Here is a 24907-nt window from a genome sequence, read left to right on the forward strand (position 1 = left end):
GTGAGTGGGTGGTGGCTGTCCGGGGCGGTGGGGTCTCGGGAGGCGGAACCGCTGACGTGACGGCTGGGGCTGAGTAGGCTCGGTTTCCATGGAGCATGAGGTGTTCGTTCCGGTTCCGGTCCCGTCCCTGAGGCGGACGCTGGGTGACCCCGCCCGCGTCGCGCGCTGTGTGCCGGGTCTGCAGCAGGACGCGGACGCGTCCGCGGGCCCGCTGTCCGGCCGGTTCAGGATCCGGGTCGATGGCCACACGATCACTTATCGCGGCACGCTGCGGATCACCGATGCGCCGCAGGACGGCCCGGAGGGTGCGCCCGGGGACGGGGCAGGGGCAGGGGCCGTGGCCGGGGTCGTGGTGACGGGCGAGGGTGCCGAGGCCCGGGGCAGCGGCTCGGTGAAGCTGAGCCTGACGATCGGGCTGACCGAGCGCGACGGCGGCACGGCGATCGGCTTCACGGGTACGGCGAGCGGCGACGGCCGGATCCTGGAACTGGACGCGGCGGCGGCGCTCGCGGCGGCCCAACGACTGCTGGACCGCTTTGCCCAGCAGCTGGTGACGGAGACGCTGGCGACCGGTGGCGAACCGGACGGGCCGCTCGGCGAGGCCGTGGAGCAGGCCATCGAGGAAGCGGCCGAGGAGGCCGACACGACCGGCGCGGCCACCGCCCACGACGCAGTCCCGGAGGCCGGTGGCACCGACGATGTGCCGCCCACCCCTGACGCCACGGCCGACGAGACCCCCGCGGCGGAGGAGCCCGAGGCCCCGGGGAACCCTCCGGGCACCGGCTCCGTCTTCGACGCGCCGGTGCCCCCGCCGTCGCTCGACCCGGCGTCCGAGGCCGAGTTCACCACCCCCGAAGACCTCCCGGCGGAGGCCGCGCACGCCAGGCGGACGATGATCGGCCGCAGCGCCGAGGAGGTCGACCACGCGCCGCCGCGCGGCCGGTACGCCCCCGTCCCGTCACCCGATTCGACCACTGCGGGCGCCACGCTCCGCTGGGTCGCCCCGGCCGCCGCGCTCGCGCTGGCGTCCGCCGTGGTGGTGACCCGGGCGCTGAGGCGGCGACGGTAAGGGCTGTCCCGTGATCCCCGGCGGGCGCGCGACGACAGCCACGGCACCTCGCCGCGCTGTCGGAACGCCCGTGTTCGGGCGTCGCTCCGCCTTGTGATGCACCGTGTCTGACGCCGCACGCTGATCCACCGGGGATCACGGGACGGCCCTTGGCCCTCGCGCCAGTAGTGTCGGTCGGGTGAGTAGCAGCGAGAAGGACGTCCGGCTGTCCGTCGGCGACACAGAGTTGACCGTGAGTCCCGCCAACGGCTGTCGCATCGACAGCCTGCGGATCGATGGCACCGAACTGCTGAGGCAGGGGGAGCGGTACGGCTGCTTCCCGATGGTGCCGTGGTGCGGGCGCACCGAGAACGGGCTGTTCCACAACGGCGACGTCCCGCACCGGTTGCCGCTGAACTCCCCGCCGCACGCCATCCACGGCACCGGCCGGGACACCGCCTGGCGCACCGCCCGGCTGGGCGAGCGGGAGGCGTCGTTCTACTACGACCTCGCCGACCCCTGGCCGTATCCGGGCCGGGTCACCCAGACCTTCGAGCTGGCCGAGGATTCACTCACCCTCGCCTTCGGCATCGAGACGTACGGCGACTCGTTCCCGGCGCAGGCCGGCTGGCACCCCTGGTTCCTGCGCAACCTCGGCGGCGGAGGCAAGGACGTGGAGCTGGCCTTCGACGCGGCCTGGCAGGAGGAGCGGGGCGAGAACCATCTGCCGACCGGCCGCCGCATCCCGCCCCTGAGCGGCCCCTGGGACGACTGCTTCGGGATGCCGGACGGTGTCGAGGTGACACTCACCTGGCCGGAGCAGCTGGAGCTGACCGTGAAGAGCCGGACCGAGTGGGTCGTGATCTACGACGAGCAGGACGAGGCGGTCTGCGTGGAGCCGCAGTCCGGCCCGCCGAACGGACTGAACACCGCACCCCGCTACGTCACCCCGATCGATCCGCTGGAGATCGCGACGACGTGGAGCTGGCGCCGGCTCCGACCCGGCATCGGAGCCGGGGAAAGTTGATGTGAGACGCGCGGCCTTAAGCTCGTAGCCATGACTGACGTACGTGCTGACCTGCTCCAGCAGATCAAGGACAAGGCCGTGGTACACGGCAAGGTGACCCTCTCCTCGGGTCTTGAGGCCGACTGGTACATCGACCTGCGCCGCATCACGCTGGACGGCAAGGCCGCTCCGATGGTCGGTCAGGTCATGCTCGACGCGACCGCCGAGCTGGACTACGACTGCGTGGGCGGGCTGACGCTGGGCGCCGACCCGGTCGCCACCTCGATGCTGCACGCCTCCGCCGCGCGCGGGCAGGAGCTGGACGCGTTCGTCGTCCGCAAGGCCCAGAAGGCGCACGGGATGCAGCGCCGCATCGAGGGCACGGACGTGAAGGGCCGCCGCTGCCTGGTGGTGGAGGACACCTCGACCACCGGTGGTTCGCCGCTGACGGCCGTCGAGGCGGTGCGCGAGGCCGGTGGCGAGGTCGTGGCCGTGGCCGTGATCGTGGAGCGGGGCGCGGCTCCGGCCGTCGCCGAGGCGGGGCTGCCGTACGTCCACGTCTACTCGGTGGCCGATCTCGACCTGGCCTGAGCCGACGTCTGGCTTTTGACCTGCGGTTTCTTCCGGGGGTGGGCGGTTTCACGTGAAACGGCCCACCCCCTCCGCATGCCTGCGTCCGGTGTGCCCGAACGCCAGGGCGACGGGCCGGGTGGAGCCGGAGCGAGAGTCTGGGAAGATGGGGGCGACGATGACGTCGCCCCCAGGTCAGGGAACCAGCACGCACACCCGCATATCCCAAGGAGCGGTCAGATGCCCATCGCAACCCCCGAGGTCTACGCCGAGATGCTCGACCGGGCGAAGGCAGGCAAGTTCGCCTACCCGGCCATCAATGTGACGTCGACCCAGACCCTGCACGCTGCACTGCGCGGCTTCGCGGAGGCGGAGAGCGACGGCATCGTCCAGATCTCCACCGGTGGGGCGGAGTTCCTGGGCGGCCAGTACAACAAGGACATGGTCACCGGAGCCGTCGCCCTGGCCGAGTTCGCGCACATCGTCGCCGCCAAGTACGACGTCACGGTCGCGCTGCACACCGACCACTGCCCCAAGGACAAGCTGGACGGCTACGTGCGTCCGCTGCTCGACATCTCCGCCGAGCGCGTCGCCCGGGGCGAGAACCCGCTGTTCCAGAGCCACATGTGGGACGGTTCGGCCGAGACCCTCGCCGACAACCTGGCCATCGGCCAGGAGCTGCTGGCCAAGGCCGCCGCCGCCAAGATCATTCTTGAGGTCGAGATCACCCCGACCGGCGGCGAGGAGGACGGTGTCACGCACGAGATCAACGACGAGCTGTACACCACCGTCGACGACGCGCTGCGCACCGCCGAGGCGCTCGGCCTGGGCGAGAAGGGCCGCTACCTGCTGGCCGCCTCCTTCGGCAACGTCCACGGCGTCTACAAGCCGGGCAACGTCGTGCTCCGTCCCGAGCTGCTGAAGGACCTCCAGGAGGGCGTCGGCGCCAAGTACGGTGTGACGTCCCCGTTCGACTTCGTCTTCCACGGCGGTTCCGGCTCCACCGAGCAGGAGATCGCCACCGCGCTGGAGAACGGCGTCGTGAAGATGAACCTCGACACCGACACCCAGTACGCCTTCACCCGCCCGATCGTGGACCACATGTTCCGCAACTACGACGGTGTGCTGAAGGTCGACGGCGAGGTCGGCAACAAGAAGGTCTACGACCCCCGCAGCTGGGGCAAGTCCGCCGAGGCGGGCATGGCCAAGCGCGTCACGGAGGCCTGCGCCAACCTGCGCTCCACCGGCACCAAGCTGAAGTAGCAGCCGGTACGAAGTGTGTGGCCATGGGCCCGGTACCCCGTGGGGTGCCGGGCCCACGGCATGTCCGACAGACGCATATGAAGGGGTCGCTGTGAGTTCCAGCGCACGCTATGACTTCGACACCGTCGTCGACCGCCGGGGCACCTGGTGCGTCCAGTGGGACGGGGTGGCGGACCGGTTCGGGGTGGACGGGCTGCTGCCGTTCACCATCTCCGACATGGACTTCGAGACCGCCCCGGAGGTGCTGGGCGCGCTGCGCTCCCGTCTCGACCACGGGGTGTTCGGCTACACCGACTGGCAGCAGGACGACTTCCGTTCGGCGATAGCCCACTGGTACTCGACCCGGTACGGCACGGAGGTGGACACCGGGCAGCTGGTCTACGGGCCCTCCGTGCTCAGCCAGCTCTCCCAGCTGTTGCAGATGTGGACGTCGCCGGGCGAGGGCGTGGTCGTCCACACCCCCACGTACGACGGCTTCCGCAAGGCGATCACCGGGCTCGGGCGCGAGCTGCGGGGCGTGCCGGTGGGGGACCGGGCCGCGCTGGAACGCGAGCTGGCCCGCCCCGACAGCAAGGTCCTGGTGCTGTGCTCCCCGCACAATCCGACCGGCCGGGTCTGGACGGCGGCCGAGCTGGACGAGACGGCGTCGCTCGCCGCGCGGTACGGGGTCGCGGTGATCAGCGACGAGATACACGCGGACTTCGTGCACGAGGGGCATACGCATGTGCCGTGGACCCGGGTCGCGGGTGGCGGTCGCTGGGCGCTGATCACCTCCGCGTCCAAGGCGTTCAACTTCCCGGCGCTGAGCGGTTCGTACGGGCTGATCGGCGATCCGGCCGACCGGGCGGAGTTCCTGCGCCGGATGGAGACGGCCGAGGGGCTCGCCTCCCCGGCGGTGCTGTCGCTGACCGCGCACATAGCCGCCTACCGGGAGTCGGCGGCGTGGCTGGACGCGCTGCGGGAGTACGTGGCCGGGAATCTGGCGCTGGTCGCGCGCAGGCTGGGCGAGGCGCTCCCGGAGCTGGGGTGGCGGCCGCCGCAGGCCGGCTATCTGGCCTGGATCGATCTGCGGCCCGCCGGGATCGAGGGCGACGCGGCGTTGCAGCGGGTGCTGATCGAGCAGGAGAAGGTCGCGGTGATGCCGGGCGGGGTGTACGGCGCGGAGGGCTTCGTCCGGCTGAACGTGGGGTGCCCGAGGTCCAAGGCGGAGGCCGGGGTGGAGGCGCTGATCCGGGGCGTGCGGGCGGTAACGGAACGGGCGTCGTAGGCATGCCGCCGGTGGATGTGTTCGAGGCCGCGCACAACGGTGACCTGGAGGCCGTACGGGCCGCGCTGGACGCCGGATCCGACGCCGCTGCGGTCGACGAGCAGGGGTGGAGTCCGCTGCACCGGGCCGCGATGGGTGCGGAGGCGGACCCGGTCCGTGCGGCCGCCGTGATCGGCGCGCTGCTGGACGCCGGTGCGCCCGTCGGGCATCCGGGCGGTGACGGGCGTACCGCCCTCTACCTCGCCGCCGAGTTCTCGCAGTCGCCCGAAGCGGTCGAGCTGCTGATCGCCCGTGGGGCGGATCCCGACATCACCGACGGCCACGGCAACCACATCACCGTCAACGCCTGGGTTCCGGAGGTCGCGGCGCTGCTGGCGGCCGCCGCCGGGATCGAGCCGCCCGCGCCCGACGAGGAGGCTCCCGCGCCGGAGCGGAGGCTGTCGCGGGCGCAGTGGCGCGAGGCCAGGAAGCGGGTCGGGAAGGTGCTGGACGGGCTGGACGCGGCCGGGTTCGTCGCGCTCGCCGGGGCCGGCACCACCCAGTCCGACGGCTTCGACGACTGCTCCGAGGCCGCCGAGGGGCGGGACTCCGGCCCGGACGGCCTGGTGGGCTTCTGCTACTACACGGGCCAGGACGCCGAGCGCGCCCGTGCGACGGGGCGTCTCTTCCTGGCGTTCTGGGGCGCACCGGACGGCTCCGCCCGGAGGACGGAGCAGGCCGGTGAACTCGTCGTGAGGGCGTTCCGCGAAGCCGGCTTCCGGGTGGACTGGAACGGAGCGGGTGACAGCCGCCCGTCCGTCGACCTGGCCGGCTGACCCGGAGCGGAAGAGGCCGCCGCCCGATGACCCTCCGGTACGGAACGGGGGTGCCGCCCGATGGCCCTCCGGTGCGGAACGGGGGTGCCGCCCGATGGCCCTCCCGGTGCGGAACGGGGATGCTGCTCGTATGCCTGACGCAGCCGATGCAGCAGACGCAGCCGGTGCGGCGGACCCGGGAGCCATCCGTGTCGCCTCCGCCGCCGGGCGCTGGGTCGTCCTGACCACCGTGCTCGGCTCCAGCATGGCCATGCTGGACTCCACCGTCATCAACGTCGCGCTGCCCCGCATCGGCAAGGACCTCGGCACCGATCTGGCCGCACTCCAGTGGACCGTCAACGCCTACATGCTGACCCTCGCCGGGCTGATCCTCCTCGGCGGCGCCCTGGGTGACCGGTACGGGCGGCGGCGGGTCTTCGTCGTCGGCGTCGTCTGGTTCGCCGCCGCGTCGGTGCTGTGCGGACTGGCGCCGAACGCCGCCGTCCTGATCGCCGCCCGCGCCCTCCAGGGCATCGGCGGGGCGCTCCTGACGCCCGGCTCGCTGGCCCTGATCCAGGCGAGCTTCCACCCCGACGACCGGGCCCGCGCGGTCGGGCTGTGGTCGGGGCTGGGCGGGGTCGGGGCCGCCGTCGGGCCGTTCGTCGGCGGATATCTGGTCGACGGGCCGGGCTGGCGGTGGGTGTTCCTGCTCAATGTGCCGCTCGCCGCGGTCTGTGTGCCGGTGGCGCTGCGCCACGTACCGGAATCGCGCGACCCGCACGCGCACGGGCGATTCGACGTGCTGGGCGCCGTGCTCGCGGCGCTGGCCCTCGCCCTGGTGACCTACGCGCTGATCGAGGCGCCGGCGCAGGGGGCGTCCGGGGCGGTGATCGGCACGGCCGTCGGCGGGGTGCTGCTCGGGGCGCTCTTCGTGCGGGTGGAGCGCACCCGGGCGGAACCGATGCTGCCGCCCTCGGTCTTCGCGTCCCGGCAGTTCACCGCCGTCAATGTGATCACCCTCTGCGTGTACGCGGCGCTCGGCGGCTACTTCTTCCTGGCCGCGATCCAGCTCCAGGTGGTGGCCGGGTACTCGGCGCTCGGCGCGGGTACGGCGCTGCTGCCGACGACCGTCCTGATGCTGCTCTTCTCGGCCGCCTCGGGCGAACTGGGCCAGCGCATCGGGCCCCGCATCCCGCTCACCGCCGGGCCGCTGATTGCCGCCGCCGGAATGCTGCTGATGCTGCGGGTCGGGCCCGGGTCGAACACCGTCTCCGGCTACCTCACCGACGTGCTGCCCGCGGTCGCCGTGCTCGGCGTCGGGCTGGTCACCCTGGTCGCACCGCTCACCGCGACCGTCCTGGCCTCCGTGGACACCGCCCGGGCCGGTCTCGCCAGCGGGATCAACAACGCGGCCGCCCGCGCCGCGGGGCTGATCGCGGTGGCCGCGCTGCCGCTGCTCGCCGGAATGGGCCCGGAGGCCTACCGGAACGCCGACGAGTTCGCCGCGACCTTCCGCCGGGCCATGCCGATGTGTGCCGGGCTGCTGGTGCTGGGGGCCGCGATCGCCTGGGCGACCGTACGCAGCCCCCTGGTCACGGTGGGCAAGGAGGAGCAGGCGCGGCCCGAGTGCACGGTGCACTGCGGGATCGCCGCACCGCCTCTGGAACCGGCGCACGAGGAGGAGCGGGAACCGGGCACGGGCTGACCGCGCACGCGCCGGTGCCGGGTACCCCCGGCGGGTGCGCGCCAGGCACACTTGAACCCATGTCGATCCACGAGAACCTGCTCGGGGGACCTCCCCCGACCCATCTGCCCGACGACCCGGAGCCGCGCGAGCTGCTGGCGAACGGCACGGCCCCCGCCGATGTCGCCGCGAAGTACCCGACCTCCTCCCTGGCCTGGGCGCAGCTCGCCGACGAGGCGTACGACGGCGGCCGCGTCGTCGAGTCGTACGCCTACGCCCGCACCGGCTACCACCGCGGCCTCGACGCGCTGCGTCGGGCCGGCTGGAAGGGCCACGGCCCGGTGCCGTTCGAGCACGAGCCGAACCGCGGCTTCCTGCGCGCCCTGCACGCCCTGGCGCGGGCCGCGCGGGCGATCGGTGAGCAGGAGGAGTACGAGCGCTGCTCGACGTTCCTGCGCGACTCCTCGCCCACCGCGGCCGAGACGCTCGGCTAGCAGCCGGGCCCGGATCGGCCGGGCCCGGATCGGCCGGGCCCGGATCGGCCGGACCCCGTGGACGCCGGTGGTGCGTCTGCGGGGTCTGCGCGCCTGTGGGGCGTCCGTTTAGGATGCCGACAGGGGACCGGAGCTCCATCACCTCATGGAAGGGGCGGACCGCTACCCGGAAGCTCGTGTCGAGGAGACAGCAATGTCGACGATCCACCCCGACCCCGAAGCCACCGGTGCGCAGACCCCGCACCTCGACTTCGCGGGAACGACTCCGTACGAGGACTATGTCCAGGCGGATGTCCTGACCCATCTCCAGCACCCTCGCTCCGACGATCCGGGCGAGATGGTCTTCCTGGTCACCACCCAGGTCATGGAACTGTGGTTCACCGTCATCGTCCATGAGTGGGAGACCGCCGCGCACGCCCTGCGCGAGGACCGGCTGAACGTCGCGCGCGACGCGCTCAAGCGCTCGGTGCGGGAGCTGGAGGCGCTCAACGCCTCCTGGACCCCGCTCGCCCAGCTCACCCCCGCCCAGTTCAACTCCTACCGCTCCGCGCTCGGCGAGGGTTCCGGTTTCCAGTCGGCGATGTACCGGCGGATGGAGTTCCTGCTCGGCGACAAGTCCGCGTCCATGCTGGTGCCGCACCGGGGCGCGCCCCGTGTCCACGCCGAGCTGGAGAAGGCGCTCGCCGAGCCGGGTCTGTACGACGAGACGCTGGCGCTGCTCGCCCGGCGCGGGTTCGGCATACCGCAGGCCGTGCTCGGCCGGGACCTGACGCGGAAGTACGAGCCGTCCCCCGAGGTCGAGGCGGTCTGGGCGGAGATCTACGCCGACCCCGAGCGCCACGACGAGCTGGTCCGGCTCGGCGAGGCGCTCACCGACGTCGGCGAGCTGGTGTGGCGCTGGCGCAACGACCATCTGGTCGCCACCCGGCGCGCGATGGGCTCGAAGACCGGCACCGGTGGCTCCGCCGGGGTCGCCTGGCTGGAGAAGCGGGCCACGAAGAACGTCTTCCCCGAACTGTGGACGGCGCGAAGCCATGTCTGAGAACTCCACGACCGTGTCCGAGAACTCCGCAGCCATGTCCGAGAACCTTGCCGCGCGGGCCGCGGCGCTCGACGCCGCCGACCCGCTCGCGGACCGGCGGAAGCTGTTCGCCCTCGACGACACCGTCTATCTCGACGGCAACTCGCTCGGCGCGCTGCCCGCGCACGTGCCCGCCCGGGTGCAGGAGGTCCTCACCCGCGAGTGGGGCGAGCTGCGCATCCGGTCCTGGGACGAGAGCGGCTGGTGGACCGCGCCGGAACGGATCGGTGACCGGATCGCCCCGCTCGTCGGGGCAGCCGCCGGGCAGATCGTGGTGGGCGACTCCACCAGCGTGAACGTCTTCAAGGCGGTCGTCGCCGCGAGCCGGCTGGCGTCCCGGGAGCGCGACGAGATCATCGTCGACGCGACGACCTTCCCCACGGACGGGTACATCGCCGAGTCAGCGGCCCGGATGACCGGCCACCGGCTGGTCCCGGTCACCCCGGCCGAGGTGCCCGGCGCGCTGGGCCCCCGTACCGCGGCCGTGCTGCTCAACCACGTCGACTACCGCACCGGCAGGCTGCACGACCTGCCCGGACTCACCGCCGCCGTGCACACGGCGGGCGGCATCGCGATCTGGGACCTGTGCCACAGCGCGGGCGCCCTGCCCGTCGGCCTCGACGAGCACGGCGTGGACCTGGCGGTCGGCTGCACGTACAAGTACCTGAATGGCGGCCCCGGTTCGCCCGCCTACATCTACGTCGCCGAACGCCACCAGGCGGCCTTCGATTCCCCCCTGCCGGGGTGGACGTCGCACGCCGATCCGTTCGGCATGACCCCCGGATACACCCCGGCCGAGGGCGCGGTACGAGGCCGGGTCGGCACCCCCGACATCCTCTCGATGCTGACGCTCGAAGCGTCCCTCGACGTGTGGGACGGGGTGTCGATCGAGGCGGTACGGGCCAAGTCCCTGGCCCTGACGGACTTCTTCCTGGAGTGCGTCGCGCAGTACCTGCCCGAGGGCCGGGCCGTCCCGGTGACCCCGGTGGCGCACGGCGAGCGCGGCAGCCAGGTCGCGCTGCGCTGCGAGGACGCGGAGCCGGTGATGAGTGAGCTCATCGCCCGGGGCGTCGTCGGGGACCTGCGCCGGCCGGACGTGCTCCGGTTCGGGTTCACCCCGCTGTACGTCGGTTTCGCGGACGTGGAGCGGGCGGCGCGGGTGCTGGCCGAGGTGACCGCCCGGCGGTAGCGCCCTGATCCTGGGCGGGGACGGGAACCTTCCGTACTGGTACCGTCCCCGCAGGTCAGGCCAGTTGGGCTCAGCTACAGGACGGTTGGAGCAGCATGTCGGATTCTGCCGCGCGTGATCGGGACGCCGCCGAGACCGAGTCGGCCCTCTCGCATCCACCGGTCGCCCCCGACGCATCCGCCGCCTACGGCAGCCACCCCGACCAGCTGATCGACTTCTACGCCCCGCGCGACGGGCGGACCGGGGCGCCGGTCGTGGTCGTCCTGCACGGCGGGGCGTGGCGGGCGCCGTACGACCGGCAGCATGTGTCGCCGTTCGCGGACTTCCTGGCCCGGCGCGGGTTCGCCGTCGCCAGCGTCGAGTACCGGCGCGGCGGCGGGATCCCGCAGCAGCGGGGTTCCGACCCGGTCGCGGGCCGCTGGCCGGAGACCTTCGACGATGTCGCGGCGGCCATGGACGCGCTGCCGGCGCTGCTGGCCCGGGAACTCCCGGCGGCCGATGCCCGGCGGATCGTGGTGACCGGGCACTCGGCGGGCGGGCAGCTGGCGCTGTGGGCCGCCGCCCGGCACGTACTGCCCGAGGGGTCGCCGTGGCGGCTGCCCGCGCCGCCGCAGCTGCGGGGCGTCGTCGCCCTCGCGCCGATCGCGGACTTCGCCACCGCCGTCGGGCTGGACGTGTGTTCCGGTGCGGTCGGCCAACTCCTGGGCGGTGAGGGCGACTTCGCCGAACGCTCCCCGTACGCCGACCCGGCCGCGCTGCTGCCCACCGGCATCGCCACCACCGTGGTGCAGGGCACCACCGACGTCGATGTGCCGCAGGCGGTCTCGGAGGCGTTCGTCGACGCGGCGGCGAAGGCGGGCGAGACGGTGGGACTGACCCTGCTGCCGGACGTCGGCCACTACCCGCTGATCGACCCGGCGGCGGACGCCTGCGCGGTGGTGGCGGAGGAGCTCGCACAGCTCGCCTGGTGAGCGGGGGTCCGGCCGCTCGGCGGAGTCCGTAGTACTTGCGACGGACGGCCCGGAATCCGTATCACTGCTGACGACCGGGCCCGGCGCGCCGCCTAACGTGGAAGCGTGACCGAGACCAAGAGCAGAAGCCCGGAGATCCAGCTGGCGGCGGGGGCGATAGGCGGCCTCCGGCAGGCCCTCTTCGACGATGCGTTCGCCTACCGTCCGCTGCCCCGGCTGCGGACCGACGCGCCGGTGATCCGCAGCCTGCCGAAGGGGGCACGGGAGCGCGCCACTTGGGCGGTGCACGCGTTCGTGGCGCTGGTCGCGCTGATCACCTTCCTGCTGGGGATCTCCTCGACGCACCATCCGCTCACCCAGCTGGTCGCGCTGTTCCCGGCCATCAGCGTGCTGATGACGCTGGCCAGGCCGGTCGGCGCGTTCTGGCTGTCGCTGCTGCTGACCCCGGTGACCGCGGTGTTCGGCGAGGGCGGGTGGCCGTGGGGGCCGGTCACGTTCTTCGCGCATCTGGTCGTGCTGATCGTCGCCGCGGCCAGGACCGACCGGCGCACCGCCGCCTGGATGTGGGGCCTGACCGTACTGCTCGGCGTGATCATGGAGAACCTCGTCTGGCGACCCGGGACCACCACCTTCGGGATGGCCCTGACCTCGGCGTTCGCCCTGCTGGTGGTCTCCATGGTGCAGATCCGCCGCGACGCGGAGCGCGAGGTGACGGTGCAGCGCACCGTGACCGCCGTCGAGCGCGACCGGCGCACGCTGCTGGAGGAGCGCACCACCATCGCCCGGGAGCTGCACGACGTGGTCGCGCACCACATGTCGGTCGTCGCGATCCAGGCCGAGGCCGCCCCGTACCGGGTGGAGAATCCGCCGCCCGAGCTGGAGCAGGCCTTCGTCACGATCCGGGAGAACGCCGTCGCCGCCCTCACCGAGCTGCGCCGGGTCCTCGGTGTCGTACGGGCCGAGGACTACCAGGCGCCGGACGCCCCGCAGCCGACGCTCGCCCAGCTCGACGGGCTCCTCGCCAATGTCGGCGAGGCGGGTCTGACGACGGAGAAGACCATCACCGGTGCGGTGCGCGAACTGCCGCAGGGGGTCGAGCTGTCGGCGTACCGGATCATTCAGGAGGCCCTCAGCAATACGCTCCGGCACGCACCGGGTGCCACCGCCAAGGTGGAGATCGGCTATGTGCTGGGCGGGCTCGGTCTGCGTGTCGTCAACGGGCCGCCCACCGGCCCGGTGAAGCCCTCGCCGGGGGCCGGTCACGGGATCACCGGGATGCGGGAGCGGGTCGCGATGCTGGACGGGAACATGCTGGCCGACGCGACCGCCGAGGGCGGGTACGAGATCACGGTGTTCCTCCCCGTACAGGCCGGTTCCGAGCCCAAGGAACAGGCGGACCTGGCATGAGCACCCCCACCGCCCCGTCCATCCGGGTGCTGATCGTGGACGACCAGATGATGGTCCGCGAGGGCTTCTCGGTGCTGCTCAACGCCATGCCGGGGATCGAGGTCGTCGGCGAGGCCGTCGACGGCCGGCAGGCCATCGCGCAGGTCGCGGCGCTGCGCCCCGACGTGGTCCTGATGGACATCCGGATGCCGGAACTCAACGGCATCGAGGCCACCCGCGAGATCGTCGCCGCCGACGCGGACGCCAAGGTCCTGGTGCTGACCACCTTCGACCTCGACGAGTACGTGTACCAGGCGCTGCGCGCCGGCGCGTCCGGCTTCCTCCTCAAGGACGCCTCCGCGCGCCAGCTCGCGGACGGGGTACGGGTGGTGGCCGCGGGCGAGGCGCTGCTCGCGCCGACCGTGACCAAGCGGCTGATCAACGAGTTCTCGAAGCTCGCGGAGGCCCCGCGCTCGACCGCGCTGGCCCGGATCGGCGATCTCACCGAGCGCGAGACGGAGGTGCTCGTCCTCATCGCGCAGGGCCGGTCCAATGCCGAGATCGCCTCGCACCTGGTGGTCGCCGAGTCCACCATCAAGACGCATGTGAGCCGGATCCTGGTGAAGCTGGGGCTGCGCGACCGCACCCAGGCGGCCGTCTTCGCGTACGAGGCCCGGCTGGTCACGCCGTCCTGAGAGGGCGCTGAGGGTTCGCGCACGGCTCAGGACGTTCTGAGGGGGCGGGCGAGGGGCCGCTGTCCTGAGCGTCGTGCCCCGGCCCGCTGCTCTGAGTGGTCGCGCCTGCTCAGGCCGTTGTGAGGGGTGGCCGGTGGGGGCGGGGTGCGGTTAGCGTCCGGCTATGCACCCGTCTCCCCGTTCCGCGGCCGATGCCCCCTTCGACCCCTGGTCGCCGGCCTTCGTCGCCGACCCGTACCCCGCCTACGCCGCACTGCGCGCCACCGGCCGGGTGCACCACTTCGAGCCGACCGACCAGTGGCTCGTCCCGCACCACGCGGACGTGTCCGCGCTGCTGCGCGACCGCCGCCTCGGCCGCACGTATCTGCACCGCTTCACCCACGAGGAGTTCGGCCGCACCCCGCCGCCCGCCGAGCACGAGCCCTTCCACACCCTCAACGGGCAGGGGCTCCTCGATCTGGAGGCCCCCGACCACACCCGGATCCGGCGCCTGGTCTCCAAGGCGTTCACCCCGCGTACGGTCGAGCGGCTCGTCCCGACCGTGCGGCGGCTGGCCGCCGAACTGGTCGACTCCTTCGTCGAGGCGGGCGGCGGCGATCTGCTCACGGCGGTCGCTGAGCCTCTGCCGGTGGCCGTCATCGCCGAGATGCTCGGCATCCCGGAGTCCGACCGGGGCCCGCTGCGGCCCTGGTCGGCGGCGATCTGCGGGATGTTCGAGCTGAACCCGTCCGAGGAGACCGCCCGGGCCGCCGTCCGCGCCTCGCTCGACTTCTCCGGGTATCTGCGCGAGCTGATCGAGGAGCGGCGCAAGAACCCCGGTACGGATCTGATCTCCGCGCTCATCGCCGCCCACGACGAGGGGGAGCGGCTGAGCGAGCAGGAGATGATCTCCACCTGTGTGCTGCTGCTGAACGCGGGCCACGAGGCGACCGTCAACACCACCGTGAACGGCTGGTGGACGCTGCTGCGCCACCCCGAACAGCTGGCGGCCCTGCGGGCCGATCACGGGCTGCTGCCGACGGCGGTCGAGGAGCTGATGCGGTACGACACCCCGTTGCAGATGTTCGAGCGCTGGGTCCTCGACGACATCGAGATCGACGGCACGGTCGTCCCGCGCGGCTCGGAGGTGGCCCTGCTCTTCGGCTCCGCCAACCGTGACCCGGCCCGCTTCGACGCCCCGGACACCCTGGACCTGTCCCGGCAGGACAACCCGCACATCACCTTCGGCGCGGGCATCCACTTCTGCCTGGGCGCCCCGCTGGCCCGGGTCGAACTGGCCGCGTCCTTCGGCGAACTGCTGCGCCGCGCCCCCGGGATGAGGCTGGCGGCCGAGCCGGAGTGGAACCCGGGCTATGTGATCAGGGGCCTGAAGGAACTCCGCGTGGAGCTGTGAGCGGGACCGGGGAGCGGGCCGGTGTGCTGAACGGGACACGGGCCGGGGGCTGAGCGGAACACGGCCGGTGTGCTGAACGGGATATGGGCCGGGGGCTGAGCGGAACACGGGCCGGGGGCTGAGCGGAACACGGCCGGTGTGCTGAACGGGACACGGGCCGGGGGCTGAGCGGAACACGGCCGGTGTGCTGAACGGGATATGGGCCGGGGGCTGAGCGGAACACGGGCCGGTGTGCTGAGCGGGACACGGACCAGGGGCCGAACGGGACACGGACCGGGACACGGGCCCCGGGCACTCAGCCCTGGTCCGCCTCCGGTTTGCCCCGGTCCGGCCCCGGTTTGCTTCCGGTCCGCCTCCGGTCCGGCCCGGTCCGCTCCCGCTCAGCACACCGGGTCGCAGACCGGGGGCGGGCCCTCCAGTACGTCGAAGGCCACCCCGAAGCCGGTGAGGGCGGCGAGTGCCGCCGCCGCCCCGAGCGCCCCCCGCCACTTCCGCCCCGCAAGGGCGACGAGGGTGAGCCCGGCCGTGATGCCGCCAAGCGTCATGACCGGCAGCCCGAGCCAAAGCACGTTCCACTCCGTCACACCCTCGAAGCCGCCGAAGATGCCGCGCCTGCCGTACGGCGCCCAGACAAGCATGCCGGCGGCCGCACCCCCGGCGACGACCAGGCATCCGGCGATCCCACGGACGGCTTCACGGGCGGTTCCGCTTCGGTTCTCCATGAAGGGAGGGACGTGGGGAGGCCACGGCGGGGTTGCACCCCGGGTGCCGGTACCGGAACCGGTACTTCCGTCGGACTCCCGCCCCGCATCACCATCACATCAGGACCCGGAACCGGTACTTCCGTCGGACTCCCGCCCCGCGTCACCGTCACGTCAGGACGTCGCGCCTGCGCAATGCCCCCACCCCGGCCCCGACCAGCACCACCGCGACGGCGGTGAGCGCGAGCACCGGGCCCCATTCCATTCCCGTGCCGCCGGGCAGCTTCGGCAGGTGCGTGAACGGCGATATGTCCATCACGGCCTGCGGCATGTTCACTGCGGGCCCGAGCCATCCCAGCGCCAGGCAGATCCCGGCGACGCCCCAGGACGCCACTGCCGCCTTCGGGAACGCCCCGTACAGCAGGACCGTCACCCCGCCCAGCAGCCAGATCGCCGGCAGCTGCACCAGCGACGCACCCAGCACGGCCGGCAGCTCGTGGCCGTAGCCCACGGCCAGGCCGAGGCCGCCGACCGCCATGAGCAGGGCCGCCCCGCCGAACGCGATGACCAGATGACCGGCCGCCCAGCCGATCCGGCCCACCCCGCCCGCCAGCACCGGCTCGGCGCGCCCGGCGGTCTCCTCGCCGTGCAGCCGCAGCACCGACGCGACGATGTACAGCGCCGCGACCATCCCGAGCACGGAGACCATCGTGGCGAGGAACGCGTCGGTCAGCCCGGCCTGTCCGCCCATCCGCTCGAAGATCTCCCGGGTCTTCGCGTTGTCGCCGACGAGATCGGCCGCCCCGCCGGTAAGCCCGCCGAAGGCGACACCGACCACCGCGAAGGAGAGCGTCCACCCGGTCAGCGCACCGCGCTGGAGTCGCAGCGCGAGCCCGGACGCCGTGGAGATCCGCCCCCGCGCGGGCCCCGGTCGCGTCGCCAGGAAGCTCATCCCGACATCGCGCCGCCCGGCCAGCCCGTAGGCCAGGGCGGCCTGCACCGCGACGGCCGCCGCGAAGCCGAACAGCACCCACCAGCGCTCGTCCGCGTACGCCCGGACGTTCTCCGCCCAGCCGATGGGGGAGAGCCAGGTCAGCACGGACGAGCCGTCGTCCGACGCCGAATCGCCCGCCGCCTTCAGGACGAACGCGGCACCGATCACCGCCGCCGTGAGCCCCTTGGCGAGCCGGGCGCTCTCGGTGAACTGCGCGGCGATCGCCGCCGTGCAGGCGAACAGCACCCCCGTCCCGGCGACCGCCAGGGCGAGCGCCACCGCCCCGGCACCGCCCGCGCCCGATCCCGCCAGGCCCGCCGCGATGACCAGGGCCAGTGCCGCATTGGCGATCACGGCGGCGAGCAGGGCGGCGGTCAGCGGGGCGCGGCGCCCCACCATCGCGGAGGAGAGCATCTCCTGACGGCCGGTCTCCTCTTCCTCCCGGGTGTGCCGGACGACGACGATCAGGCTCATCACGGCCGCCAGCACCGCCCCGAAGGAGGCCATCCGCCAGCTCACGAGCCCGCCGACCGAGTCGCCGAAGACCGGTCCGTACATGGCGCGGAGCGAGCTGTTGCCGTTCATCGACGCGGCCAGCTCGGCGCGCTGTCCGGCGGTGCCGTAGATCGAGGCGAGGGAGCCGGCGACGGAGGAGAAGGAGCCGCCGAGCACGAGCACCCAGACCGGCATCATGATCCGGTCGCGCCGCAGCGCCAGCCGCAGCAGCCGCCACGTCCCGGCGAGCTGCCCGGCGGTGGCCCCGGTCCGACGCCGGGCACCGGCCGGGGTGGTCATGGTCACGGTGGTCATCGCGCCACCACCCCCGCGCCCTCGTCGCTGCCGGCGGTGTCCGTGGCGTCCGACGCGTAGTGGCGCAGGAACAGCTCCTCCAGGGTGGGCGGAGTGCTGGTCAGCGTCCGGACGCCGGAGGCGGTCAGCGACTTGAGGACGGCGTCCAGCTTGTCGGTGTCGACCTGGAGCGTGACCCGCAGGCCCTGCACGTCGAGGTCGTGGACGCCGGGCAGCCGGGCGAGCCCGTCGGGTGCCCCGGCCAGCTCGGCGCTGATGTTCGTACGTGTCAGGTGGCGCATGTCCGCGAGCGAGCCCGTCTCGACCGTGCGTCCCTGGCGGATGATGCTGACCCGGTCGCAGAGCGTCTCGACCTCGCTGAGGATGTGGCTGGAGAGCAGGATCGTCCGCCCGCGCGCACGCTCCTCGGCCACGCAGTCCTGGAAGACCTCCTCCATCAACGGGTCGAGTCCGCTGGTGGGCTCGTCGAGGATCAGCAGATCCACATCGGAGGCGAAGGCGGCGACCAGGGCGACCTTCTGGCGGTTGCCCTTGGAGTACGTGCGCCCCTTCTTGGTGGGGTCGAGCTCGAACCGGTCGACGAGGTCGGCGCGCCGGGTCAGGTCGAGGCCGCCGCGCAGGCTCCCGTACAGGTCGATCACCTCGCCGCCGGAGAGGTTGCGCCACAGCGTGACGTCACCCGGGACGTACGCCACCTTCCGGTGGAGCTCCACGGCGTCGTGCCACGGGTCGCGGCCGAGCAGCTGGGCGGCGCCGGAGTCGGCCCGCAGCAGCCCCAGCAGCACCCGGATGGTGGTGGACTTCCCGGATCCGTTGGGTCCGAGGAAGCCGTGGACCTCGCCGGTCTCGACGGTGAGGTCGAGGCCGTCCAGCGCGTGTGTGCGACCGAACGATTTGTGCAGTCCGGCCACCGTGATCGCCTTCGTCATGTTTTGAAGCTACGCTAGTTTCACAAATTTGTGAAGTTAAGGAAGCGTATAAAGTTGATGTCACGGCAGGGCCGAAAGACCGGGGGCCGGAGATCAGGGGAGACGATCGGGCGATGACCAGCGAGACCGAAGAGAACACGCGCTCAGGGCGGGACGAGGAGGCCGTGGCACGGTTCGTGGAGCGGTTCGCGTCCGAGATGACCGAGGCGGGGATGCAGCGGATGGCGTCCCGCGTCTTCGCCGCGCTCCTCGCGGACGACGACGGGTCCATGACCTCCGCCGAGCTCGCCGTGGCGCTCCAGATCAGCCCGGCGGCCGTGTCCGGCGCGGTCAGCTACCTCACGCAGGTCAGCATGGTCGGCCGCGAACGCGACCCGGGCTCGCGCCGCGACCGCTACCGCCTGATCGACGAGGTCTGGTTCTCCACCTTCGCCAGCCGGGACCGGGTGCTGACCCGCTGGGAGAACACCCTCAAGGAGGGCGTCCGCATCCTGGGCGAGGACACCCCGGCCGGTGCCCGGATCGCCGAGACGGTGGCGTTCTTCGAGTTCCTGCAGGCGGAGCTGGTCGGGATGATGGGCCGCTGGCACGAGCACCGCAAGACGCTCGACCTCCCGAACCGCCCCGTGTGACCGTCGCGTCGGGCCGTGACCGTCACCCGGGGCGGGCGACCCCCGCATCGGGCCGGTGACCGTCGCACGGGCCGGCGGCCGTCGCATCAGGCCAGTGGCTGTCGCACGAGGCGGGTGAGCGCCGCACGAGGCCGGTGAACGTCACATCGGGCCGGGGAGCAGCTCCGCCACCGCTTCGAGGGCCTCGGGGTCGGACGGGTCGACGTCCTGGTACACGTCCTGCGGCCAGTACGGCCGCCCCTCGATCCAGGCGACGACCACCCGCTCCCCGTCCGGCCACCCGCGCAGCTCGACGGTCCCGGCCGGCGCGGGCAGCCCCGCCCAGGGGCACTTGTCCGGCCCCGGCGGCACGATCCGGGCCAGCCCCTCCGGCAGCGCGTCCGCCCCTTCGGCCGGGAAGATCACCAGCAGGGGCCCCTCGGCCGCGTCTCCGGCGTCGAACAGCAGCGTGTACCGCCGTGTCCGGCCCCCCGGAGCAGTGGCCGCACGGGCCGTCCGGCGCGCCGACGGGATGCCCGAGGTGAACGTCCGCCAGGCCCAGTAGGCGCCAACGATCCCGGTCAGGACCGCGAGGGCCCTCGGCGCGCCCGGGACCGAGTCGGCCCCCGTGGCCGCGCACACCACGGCCACGACAACGGTGTACCCGAGCAGCCCCGAGGTCCGCCCGATCCCGCTGATCCGCCGGAGCAGGGGCACCCGCCACCAGGTCACCGCCCGCCCCGCCCGCACATCGCCCACCGGCCGTGGCTTCGCCGTGGCCGGTCCCCGCCGCCCGGCCTGGGACTCCGCCACGGCGGCCAGCGCGGCGTAGGTGACCGACGGTGCGCGAGAGGCCGAAACGTCCGTCACCCCGTCATCCCGTCATCCCGTCGTCCCGTCACCCCGTCGTCCCGTCGTCCGTCACCCCTGCGCCACCGGCAGCATCAGTCCCCAGGCCCCCGCCCGCACCGTCCAGGTCCTCGTCCGGACCGGCCCGCCGACCTGTATGTCCGCCCGGTAGCGGAAGTCCGCGCCCGAGACCGTGACGGCCTTCGCCTCCGTCGTCACCGGATCGGCCGAAGGCGGGCGGATGACCACTTCCGCGAGACCTCCGTCACCGCAGCGCGAGGTCACCGTCACCGATTCGACCGGGTGGTCCAGATCGTTCAGCAGCACGCCGTCGGCCTCGACCCGCAGCCGGTGCGTGGGCGGCGGGGCGGCGGGTGCCGACGGGACGGGGCGGACCAGGGTGCGGACCAGATTGCGGCAGGTGTCCCAGACCGCCGTGACCCCCGTGTGCGCGGCGGCCCCGCCCGGCAGCGTGCTCATCGCCGGGATGTGCAGCGCGCCCAGGACCACGCCGTCGCTGTCGTCGACCAGCAGGTCGAGCCTGCGCACGGCACCGTCCAGCGCGGTGCGCGCCGCCGCCACCGCACCCATGGGCACGCCGAGCGACTGAGCCAGTTCCAGCGCGGCGGCGGTGCCCACCGGGATCAGCGAGAGCACGCTCCCGCCCGGCTCCCGCTCCCGGTGCAGCTGGGCCACCGCCCGCCGCAGCGCACGGTCGTCGCCGACCACCACCGGCCGCCGGCCACCCCGGCGGGACAGGGCCCTGGCGAATTCCTCGGGCCCGTCGGGCAGGCAGATCTTGGCGTGCGAACCGGCGCTCAGCACGTCCTTCGCGATACGCACGGACTCGCCGTCGGTCCGGCGGGCGACCGGGTCGATGACCACCAGCAGCTGGTGCGCACCGTCGCCGGGGGGCTGGGCAGCCGACACCTCGGTCCTTCCTCGGGTAGCATCTTGGTGCAAGAGCCCCTTGCGCTATTGCGCCAGGGGCTTCGTCTATTCCGGGGCACCCGGTTCGACGGTTCAGGCCTTGTCGTACATCGTCGTACGGCATGTACGACGTTTACGTACGCCCCCTGACCTTGGACATGCCCCGCCCGGAAGGGGTGTACGCCTGTGCCCGCACTTGTGCTGCTCGGTGCTCAGTGGGGTGACGAGGGCAAGGGAAAGGCCACCGACCTCCTCGGTGGATCCGTGGACTATGTGGTGCGCTACCAAGGCGGCAACAACGCCGGCCATACGGTGGTCGTCGGTGACCAGAAGTACGCACTGCATCTCCTCCCCTCCGGAATCCTTTCGCCGGGGTGTACCCCGGTCATCGGAAACGGTGTCGTCGTCGACCCGGCCGTCCTGCTCTCCGAGCTGAGTGGGCTGAACGACCGCGGCGTGGACACGTCCAAGCTGCTGATCAGCGGTAATGCCCATTTGATCACCCCGTACAACGTCACGATCGACAAGGTGACGGAACGGTTCCTCGGGAAGCGCAAGATCGGCACGACCGGCCGTGGCATCGGCCCGACGTACGCCGACAAGATCAACCGCGTGGGCATCCGGGTCCAGGACCTCTACGACGAGTCGATCCTGGAGCAGAAGGTCGACGCGGCCCTGGAGCAGAAGAACCAGCTCCTCGCCAAGGTCTTCAACCGCCGCGCCATCGAGTCCGGCCGGATCGTCGAGGAGATGCTCCAGTACGCGGAGCAGATCAAGCCCTACGTCGCCGACACGACGCTGATCCTGAACGACGCCATCGACGCGGGCAAGGTCGTCCTCTTCGAGGGCGGTCAGGGCACGCTGCTCGACGTCGACCACGGCACGTACCCCTTCGTCACCTCGTCGAACCCGACCGCGGGCGGCGCCTGCACCGGTGCCGGCGTGGGCCCGACGAAGATCAGCCGGGTCATCGGCATCCTCAAGGCGTACACCACCCGCGTCGGCGCCGGTCCGTTCCCGACGGAGCTGCTCGACGAGGACGGCGAGGCGCTGCGCCGGATCGGTGGCGAGCGCGGTGTCACCACCGGCCGTGACCGTCGCTGCGGCTGGTTCGACGCGGTCATCGCGCGGTACGCGACCCGGGTCAACGGTCTCACCGACTTCTTCCTCACCAAGCTGGACGTGCTGACCGGCTGGGAGCAGATCCCGGTGTGCGTGGCGTACGAGATCGACGGCAAGCGCGTCGAGGAGCTCCCGTACAGCCAGACCGACTTCCACCACGCGAAGCCGGTCTACGAGATGCTGCCGGGCTGGTCGGAGGACATCACGAAGGCCAAGACCTTCGGTGACCTGCCGAAGAACGCGCAGGCGTACGTGAAGGCGCTGGAGGAGATGTCCGGCGCGCCGATCTCCGCGATCGGTGTCGGCCCCGGCCGCACCGAGACCATCGAGATCAACTCCTTCCTGTAGGCGGGACGGAACGAAGGGGCCGGGGCGGCCCGCAAGAGCCGCCCCGGCCCCTTCGCGCGTTCACCCCTCGCCGCAGATCCGCAGCGCCTGCGGCGTCGCGCACGGCAGGTGGCCGCGGGCGCGGATCACGTCCTGGCCGTCGCCCCGGGTGAGGTAGCCCAGGAAGCCGGCGGTCAGTGAGCCGGTGGGCGGGCGGCCGTAGGTGTAGGCGTACTCGACCTCGCGGTACGGGTAGCTGCCGGCGCCGATCGTGTCGGCGGACGGGGTGGCCGCGTCGATGGCGAGCGGGTGGGCTCCGCGCAGCGGTGTGCCCTGGCGCAGTTCGCCGTAGCCGATCGCGCCGTCGCGCCGGCCGACCATGGCCAGGACCTGTTCGGTGGAGTCGAGCTCGCAGCGCACCACCCGGGCCCGTACGTCGTCCTTGGTGGTGCAGTCGCGGGACGACTGGGCCGGTTCGTTGTGGCCGAGCACGCGGCGCTGGAAGACCTCGCGGGTGCCGGAGTTGGCGTCCCGGCTGACCAGGAGCACGGGCAGGTCGGGGCCGCCGAGGGTCTTCCAGTTGCGGATCTCGCCGCGGTAGATCCGCCGGACGTCGGTGAGGCTCAGGTTCTTCAGCCCCACCCGGTCGTTGACGACGAGGCGGAAGAGCGAGACGGCGACCCGGCTCTCGCTCAGTTGCGGGAAGCCGTCCGGCCTGGGTCCGTCGGAGAAGGCGATCACGGCGGGTGAGCCGGACTTCCCGGCCTCGGCGCCCCGGTCCGCGAGGTCCCGTATCCCGGCGTTGCTGCCGTGCGCCTGCACGCGGATGTCGGAGCCCTCGCACTCCTGCTCGTACTTCTTCGCCAGGTCCAGCAGGGCCGGCCTGAAGGCGGTGGAGCCGGTCACGACCAGTGTGCCGCGCCGGCAGCCCATCGGGGGCGGGGTGTCGTCGCGCACCAGGATGATCGAGGCCAGCGTGACGACGCAGACGGTCAGCGCGACGGTGATCAGCCGGGCGGCCGGGCCGAACAGCGGAGGCTTGTCGTCGGGGCGGACCGCCCGGTTGGGGCCGACCTCGCCGTCCTGGATGCCGCCGATGATGCGGATGGGGCTGTCCACGGCCGCCCCGGTGAGCAGCACCAGCAGCTTGAAGTGCTCACCCCGGTTGAGCGGTACGCGCGGCAGCCGGATCCGTGAGCCGCTCTGGCGCAGCCCGCCGTCCGGGGTGAAGTGCTCCATCAGATGGTCGGCGCCGGGCGCGTGCGTGACCGCGACGCTGTGCACCGTGCGGCCGATGAACTCCGCGGTCAGCCCGTGGAGTCCGCGTCCGGTGTAGTCGTTGTCGGCGATGGACTGCGAGCCGTCGTTCTCGATCCTGAGCAGGACGAGCGTGGCATCGTCCATGTCCGGCGTCTCGCCGAAGAGGCCGAGCCGCACATTGGCCCGTCCCAGACCCGCCTCGCTGCCGATCGGGGTGTCCATCTGGACGCGGTAGCCGATCCGCTTGCGGCGGGGCACCCGGCGCTCGTACCAGAGCACCCCGATGGAGGCCAGGACCCCCAGCACGGCGGTCGCCACGGCCACGATGTTCTCGGCGCTGAGCCACTCCACGGTCCTCGCACCCCCTTGAGAAACCTTTGGCCACCGTACGTACGGAGCAAGGGAGTTGGGGGTGCCGGGAGGGTCCTGTCGAGTGGTGTTCGCCCGTTGTTCGCCGGCTGGTCCAGACCTTGACAGGTCCAGACCAGTGGGGCTTGAGTGGCGGGACATCCGGACGGCCCGCCGAGGGGTTCGGCGTGCCCTGTCGAAGGAGTGAGCAGCGCTGAAGACGACACTGAAGACGGCACTGAGGACGGCACTGAGGACGGCAAGGACCAAGGGCCTTCCGGTCGTGCTGGGTACCGTCCTCGCGACGGCCGCCTTCACCCCGACCGCCACCGCCACCGCCACCACCGACCGGCCGGCCGCACCGTGCGCGCCCCTGTGGAGTGCGTCGACCGCCTACACGGCCGGCGGCACGGTCTCGCACCACGGCCGCAACTGGACGGCCAAGTGGTGGACGCAGAACGAGAATCCGGGCGCCACCGGCGTCTGGGACGACCAGGGGGCCTGCACGGGCGGGGTCTCGGACTTCGTCGTCAGCGAGGCGCAGTTCGACGAGATCTTCCCGGACCGCAACCCCTTCTACACGTACCAGGGTCTGATCGACGCCCTGCACGCCTACCCGCGCTTCGCGAACACCGGCACGCCGGCCACCCGGGCCCGGGAGGCGGCGGCGTTCCTGACCCACGCGGACTTCGAGTCGGTCGGGCTCCAGTACGTGAAGGAGATCAACGAGGACAACTACTGGCGCAAGTGCGACTACAGCCAACCGTACGGCTGTCCGGCCGGGCAGAAGGCGTACTACGGCCGGGGCCCGATCATGTTCAGCTGGAACTTCAACTACAAGGCCGCGGGCGACGCGCTCGGCCTCGATCTGCTCGACGACCCCTGGCTCGTCGAGCGGGATCCGTCCGTCGCCTGGCAGACCGCGCTCTGGTACTGGAACACCCAGAACGGCCCCGGCACGATGACCTCGCACGAGGCGATGGTCGGCGGTGCGGGCTTCGGCGAGACGATCCGCTCGCTCAACGGGGCCCTGGAGTGCGACGGCGGCAACCCCGCCTCGGTCGCGGCCCGGGTCGCCAAGTACGAGCGGATCACATCCGTACTCGGGACGGCACCGGGCTCCGGACTGACCTGCTGACGTGCCGTAATGCACCGTCGTGCGCCGTCACGTGATCGGCGTGACGC

General features: G+C 72.3%; 23 protein-coding genes. 17 read left to right on the forward strand and 6 right to left on the reverse strand.

Annotation, left to right across the window (positions count from 1 at the left end; translation table 11 throughout):
* Positions 1–88: 88 nt before the first annotated feature.
* The 14 genes from AADR41_RS24960 to AADR41_RS25025 all read left to right on the forward strand — a co-directional run bounded on the left by AADR41_RS24960 (position 89) and on the right by AADR41_RS25025 (position 14841).
* On the forward strand, positions 89–1069 hold the full coding sequence (locus tag AADR41_RS24960; RefSeq protein WP_342283639.1) for a carbon monoxide dehydrogenase: 981 nt from the start codon (positions 89–91) through the stop codon (positions 1067–1069).
* A gap of 178 nt (positions 1070–1247) precedes the next feature.
* Entirely contained in the window at positions 1248–2075 is an 828-nt protein-coding gene (locus tag AADR41_RS24965) for an aldose epimerase family protein (protein WP_342283640.1), read from the forward strand.
* A gap of 30 nt (positions 2076–2105) precedes the next feature.
* Positions 2106–2645, forward strand: coding sequence for an orotate phosphoribosyltransferase (gene pyrE / locus AADR41_RS24970; protein WP_342283641.1), 540 nt, complete (start codon positions 2106–2108; stop codon positions 2643–2645).
* A 219-nt stretch (positions 2646–2864) separates the two neighbouring features.
* Positions 2865–3887, forward strand: a complete 1023-nt coding sequence (gene fbaA / locus AADR41_RS24975; RefSeq protein WP_124719611.1) for a class II fructose-bisphosphate aldolase — start codon at positions 2865–2867, stop codon at positions 3885–3887.
* Positions 3888–3978: 91 nt separating this feature from the next.
* A complete protein-coding gene (locus AADR41_RS24980; RefSeq protein ID WP_342283642.1) occupies positions 3979–5154 on the forward strand; it encodes a MalY/PatB family protein in 1176 nt (391 codons plus the stop codon).
* A gap of 11 nt (positions 5155–5165) precedes the next feature.
* On the forward strand, positions 5166–5969 hold the full coding sequence (locus AADR41_RS24985; protein WP_342283643.1) for an ankyrin repeat domain-containing protein: 804 nt from the start codon (positions 5166–5168) through the stop codon (positions 5967–5969).
* A 130-nt stretch (positions 5970–6099) separates the two neighbouring features.
* A complete protein-coding gene (locus AADR41_RS24990; protein WP_342283644.1) occupies positions 6100–7653 on the forward strand; it encodes an MFS transporter in 1554 nt (517 codons plus the stop codon).
* Between the two features lie 59 nt (positions 7654–7712).
* Positions 7713–8126 carry a DUF3151 domain-containing protein gene (locus AADR41_RS24995; protein ID WP_124719607.1) on the forward strand — a complete coding sequence of 138 codons (414 nt, stop codon included), beginning with the start codon at positions 7713–7715 and terminating at the stop codon, positions 8124–8126.
* A 193-nt stretch (positions 8127–8319) separates the two neighbouring features.
* Positions 8320–9168 carry a tryptophan 2,3-dioxygenase family protein gene (locus tag AADR41_RS25000; protein WP_342283645.1) on the forward strand — a complete coding sequence of 283 codons (849 nt, stop codon included), beginning with the start codon at positions 8320–8322 and terminating at the stop codon, positions 9166–9168.
* Positions 9161–10396 (forward strand): kynureninase, encoded by a 1236-nt coding sequence (kynU, locus tag AADR41_RS25005; RefSeq protein ID WP_342283646.1) that lies wholly within the window; start codon positions 9161–9163, stop codon positions 10394–10396. Before AADR41_RS25000 ends, kynU begins: the two co-directional genes overlap by 8 nt.
* A gap of 95 nt (positions 10397–10491) precedes the next feature.
* The gene (locus tag AADR41_RS25010; RefSeq protein WP_342283647.1) at positions 10492–11367 is read left to right on the forward strand and encodes an alpha/beta hydrolase family protein; all 876 of its coding nucleotides are present in this window, start codon (positions 10492–10494) and stop codon (positions 11365–11367) included.
* Between the two features lie 105 nt (positions 11368–11472).
* Positions 11473–12774: a sensor histidine kinase gene (locus AADR41_RS25015; protein WP_342283648.1), complete on the forward strand. Its 1302-nt coding sequence runs from the start codon at positions 11473–11475 to the stop codon at positions 12772–12774.
* Positions 12771–13448 carry a response regulator transcription factor gene (locus AADR41_RS25020; RefSeq protein WP_342283649.1) on the forward strand — a complete coding sequence of 226 codons (678 nt, stop codon included), beginning with the start codon at positions 12771–12773 and terminating at the stop codon, positions 13446–13448. The genes AADR41_RS25015 and AADR41_RS25020 overlap by 4 nt, the downstream gene beginning before the upstream one ends.
* A 163-nt stretch (positions 13449–13611) precedes the next feature.
* Positions 13612–14841 carry a cytochrome P450 gene (locus AADR41_RS25025; RefSeq protein WP_342283650.1) on the forward strand — a complete coding sequence of 410 codons (1230 nt, stop codon included), beginning with the start codon at positions 13612–13614 and terminating at the stop codon, positions 14839–14841.
* Positions 14842–15221: 380 nt separating this feature from the next.
* Here the strand turns inward: AADR41_RS25025 and AADR41_RS25030 are convergent, their stop codons facing one another.
* The 3 genes from AADR41_RS25030 to AADR41_RS25040 all read right to left on the reverse strand — a co-directional run bounded on the left by AADR41_RS25030 (position 15222) and on the right by AADR41_RS25040 (position 18275).
* Positions 15222–15563: a hypothetical protein gene (locus AADR41_RS25030; protein WP_342283651.1), complete on the reverse strand. Its 342-nt coding sequence runs from the start codon at positions 15561–15563 to the stop codon at positions 15222–15224.
* A 148-nt stretch (positions 15564–15711) separates the two neighbouring features.
* A complete protein-coding gene (locus tag AADR41_RS25035; protein ID WP_342283652.1) occupies positions 15712–17346 on the reverse strand; it encodes an ABC transporter permease in 1635 nt (544 codons plus the stop codon).
* Positions 17343–18275: an ABC transporter ATP-binding protein gene (locus AADR41_RS25040; protein ID WP_342283653.1), complete on the reverse strand. Its 933-nt coding sequence runs from the start codon at positions 18273–18275 to the stop codon at positions 17343–17345. The genes AADR41_RS25035 and AADR41_RS25040 overlap by 4 nt, the downstream gene beginning before the upstream one ends.
* A gap of 113 nt (positions 18276–18388) precedes the next feature.
* Here AADR41_RS25040 and AADR41_RS25045 point away from each other — a divergent pair, with 113 nt between their 5' ends.
* A complete protein-coding gene (locus tag AADR41_RS25045; RefSeq protein ID WP_342283654.1) occupies positions 18389–18907 on the forward strand; it encodes a GbsR/MarR family transcriptional regulator in 519 nt (172 codons plus the stop codon).
* 141 nt (positions 18908–19048) lie between these two features.
* Here the strand turns inward: AADR41_RS25045 and AADR41_RS25050 are convergent, their stop codons facing one another.
* Positions 19049–19756, reverse strand: coding sequence for a hypothetical protein (locus AADR41_RS25050; RefSeq protein ID WP_342283655.1), 708 nt, complete (start codon positions 19754–19756; stop codon positions 19049–19051).
* Between the two features lie 51 nt (positions 19757–19807).
* Positions 19808–20665 (reverse strand): diacylglycerol kinase, encoded by an 858-nt coding sequence (locus tag AADR41_RS25055; RefSeq protein ID WP_342283656.1) that lies wholly within the window; start codon positions 20663–20665, stop codon positions 19808–19810.
* Between the two features lie 186 nt (positions 20666–20851).
* On the opposite strand from AADR41_RS25055, the gene AADR41_RS25060 reads away from it, so the two are divergent.
* Positions 20852–22135 (forward strand): adenylosuccinate synthase, encoded by a 1284-nt coding sequence (locus AADR41_RS25060; RefSeq protein WP_329197109.1) that lies wholly within the window; start codon positions 20852–20854, stop codon positions 22133–22135.
* Between the two features lie 60 nt (positions 22136–22195).
* Here AADR41_RS25060 and AADR41_RS25065 read toward each other — a convergent pair whose 3' ends face one another.
* On the reverse strand, positions 22196–23725 hold the full coding sequence (locus tag AADR41_RS25065) for a PstS family phosphate ABC transporter substrate-binding protein (protein ID WP_342283657.1): 1530 nt from the start codon (positions 23723–23725) through the stop codon (positions 22196–22198).
* A 280-nt stretch (positions 23726–24005) separates the two neighbouring features.
* Between AADR41_RS25065 and AADR41_RS25070 the strand changes: the two genes are divergently transcribed.
* Positions 24006–24860 (forward strand): glycoside hydrolase family 19 protein, encoded by an 855-nt coding sequence (locus AADR41_RS25070; protein ID WP_342283658.1) that lies wholly within the window; start codon positions 24006–24008, stop codon positions 24858–24860.
* The last annotated feature ends 47 nt before the right edge of the window (positions 24861–24907 follow it).

Source organism: Streptomyces sp. CLV115 (genome assembly GCF_038448545.1).
GTDB lineage: Bacteria > Actinomycetota > Actinomycetes > Streptomycetales > Streptomycetaceae > Streptomyces > Streptomyces sanglieri.

Bases quoted from the DNA above. Each gene is read 5' to 3' on its own strand.
- AADR41_RS24960 (WP_342283639.1), top strand. From the start codon at position 89: ATGGAGCATGAGGTGTTCGTTCCGGTTCCGGTCCCGTCCCTGAGGCGG.
- pyrE (WP_342283641.1), top strand. From the start codon at position 2,106: ATGACTGACGTACGTGCTGACCTGCTCCAGCAGATCAAGGACAAGGCC.
- fbaA (WP_124719611.1), top strand. From the start codon at position 2,865: ATGCCCATCGCAACCCCCGAGGTCTACGCCGAGATGCTCGACCGGGCG.
- AADR41_RS24990 (WP_342283644.1), top strand. From the start codon at position 6,100: ATGCCTGACGCAGCCGATGCAGCAGACGCAGCCGGTGCGGCGGACCCG.
- AADR41_RS24995 (WP_124719607.1), top strand. From the start codon at position 7,713: ATGTCGATCCACGAGAACCTGCTCGGGGGACCTCCCCCGACCCATCTG.
- AADR41_RS25000 (WP_342283645.1), top strand. From the start codon at position 8,320: ATGTCGACGATCCACCCCGACCCCGAAGCCACCGGTGCGCAGACCCCG.
- kynU (WP_342283646.1), top strand. From the start codon at position 9,161: ATGTCTGAGAACTCCACGACCGTGTCCGAGAACTCCGCAGCCATGTCC.
- AADR41_RS25010 (WP_342283647.1), top strand. From the start codon at position 10,492: ATGTCGGATTCTGCCGCGCGTGATCGGGACGCCGCCGAGACCGAGTCG.
- AADR41_RS25020 (WP_342283649.1), top strand. From the start codon at position 12,771: ATGAGCACCCCCACCGCCCCGTCCATCCGGGTGCTGATCGTGGACGAC.
- AADR41_RS25025 (WP_342283650.1), top strand. From the start codon at position 13,612: ATGCACCCGTCTCCCCGTTCCGCGGCCGATGCCCCCTTCGACCCCTGG.
- AADR41_RS25030 (WP_342283651.1), bottom strand. From the start codon at position 15,563: ATGGAGAACCGAAGCGGAACCGCCCGTGAAGCCGTCCGTGGGATCGCC.
- AADR41_RS25035 (WP_342283652.1), bottom strand. From the start codon at position 17,346: ATGACCACCGTGACCATGACCACCCCGGCCGGTGCCCGGCGTCGGACC.
- AADR41_RS25040 (WP_342283653.1), bottom strand. From the start codon at position 18,275: ATGACGAAGGCGATCACGGTGGCCGGACTGCACAAATCGTTCGGTCGC.
- AADR41_RS25045 (WP_342283654.1), top strand. From the start codon at position 18,389: ATGACCAGCGAGACCGAAGAGAACACGCGCTCAGGGCGGGACGAGGAG.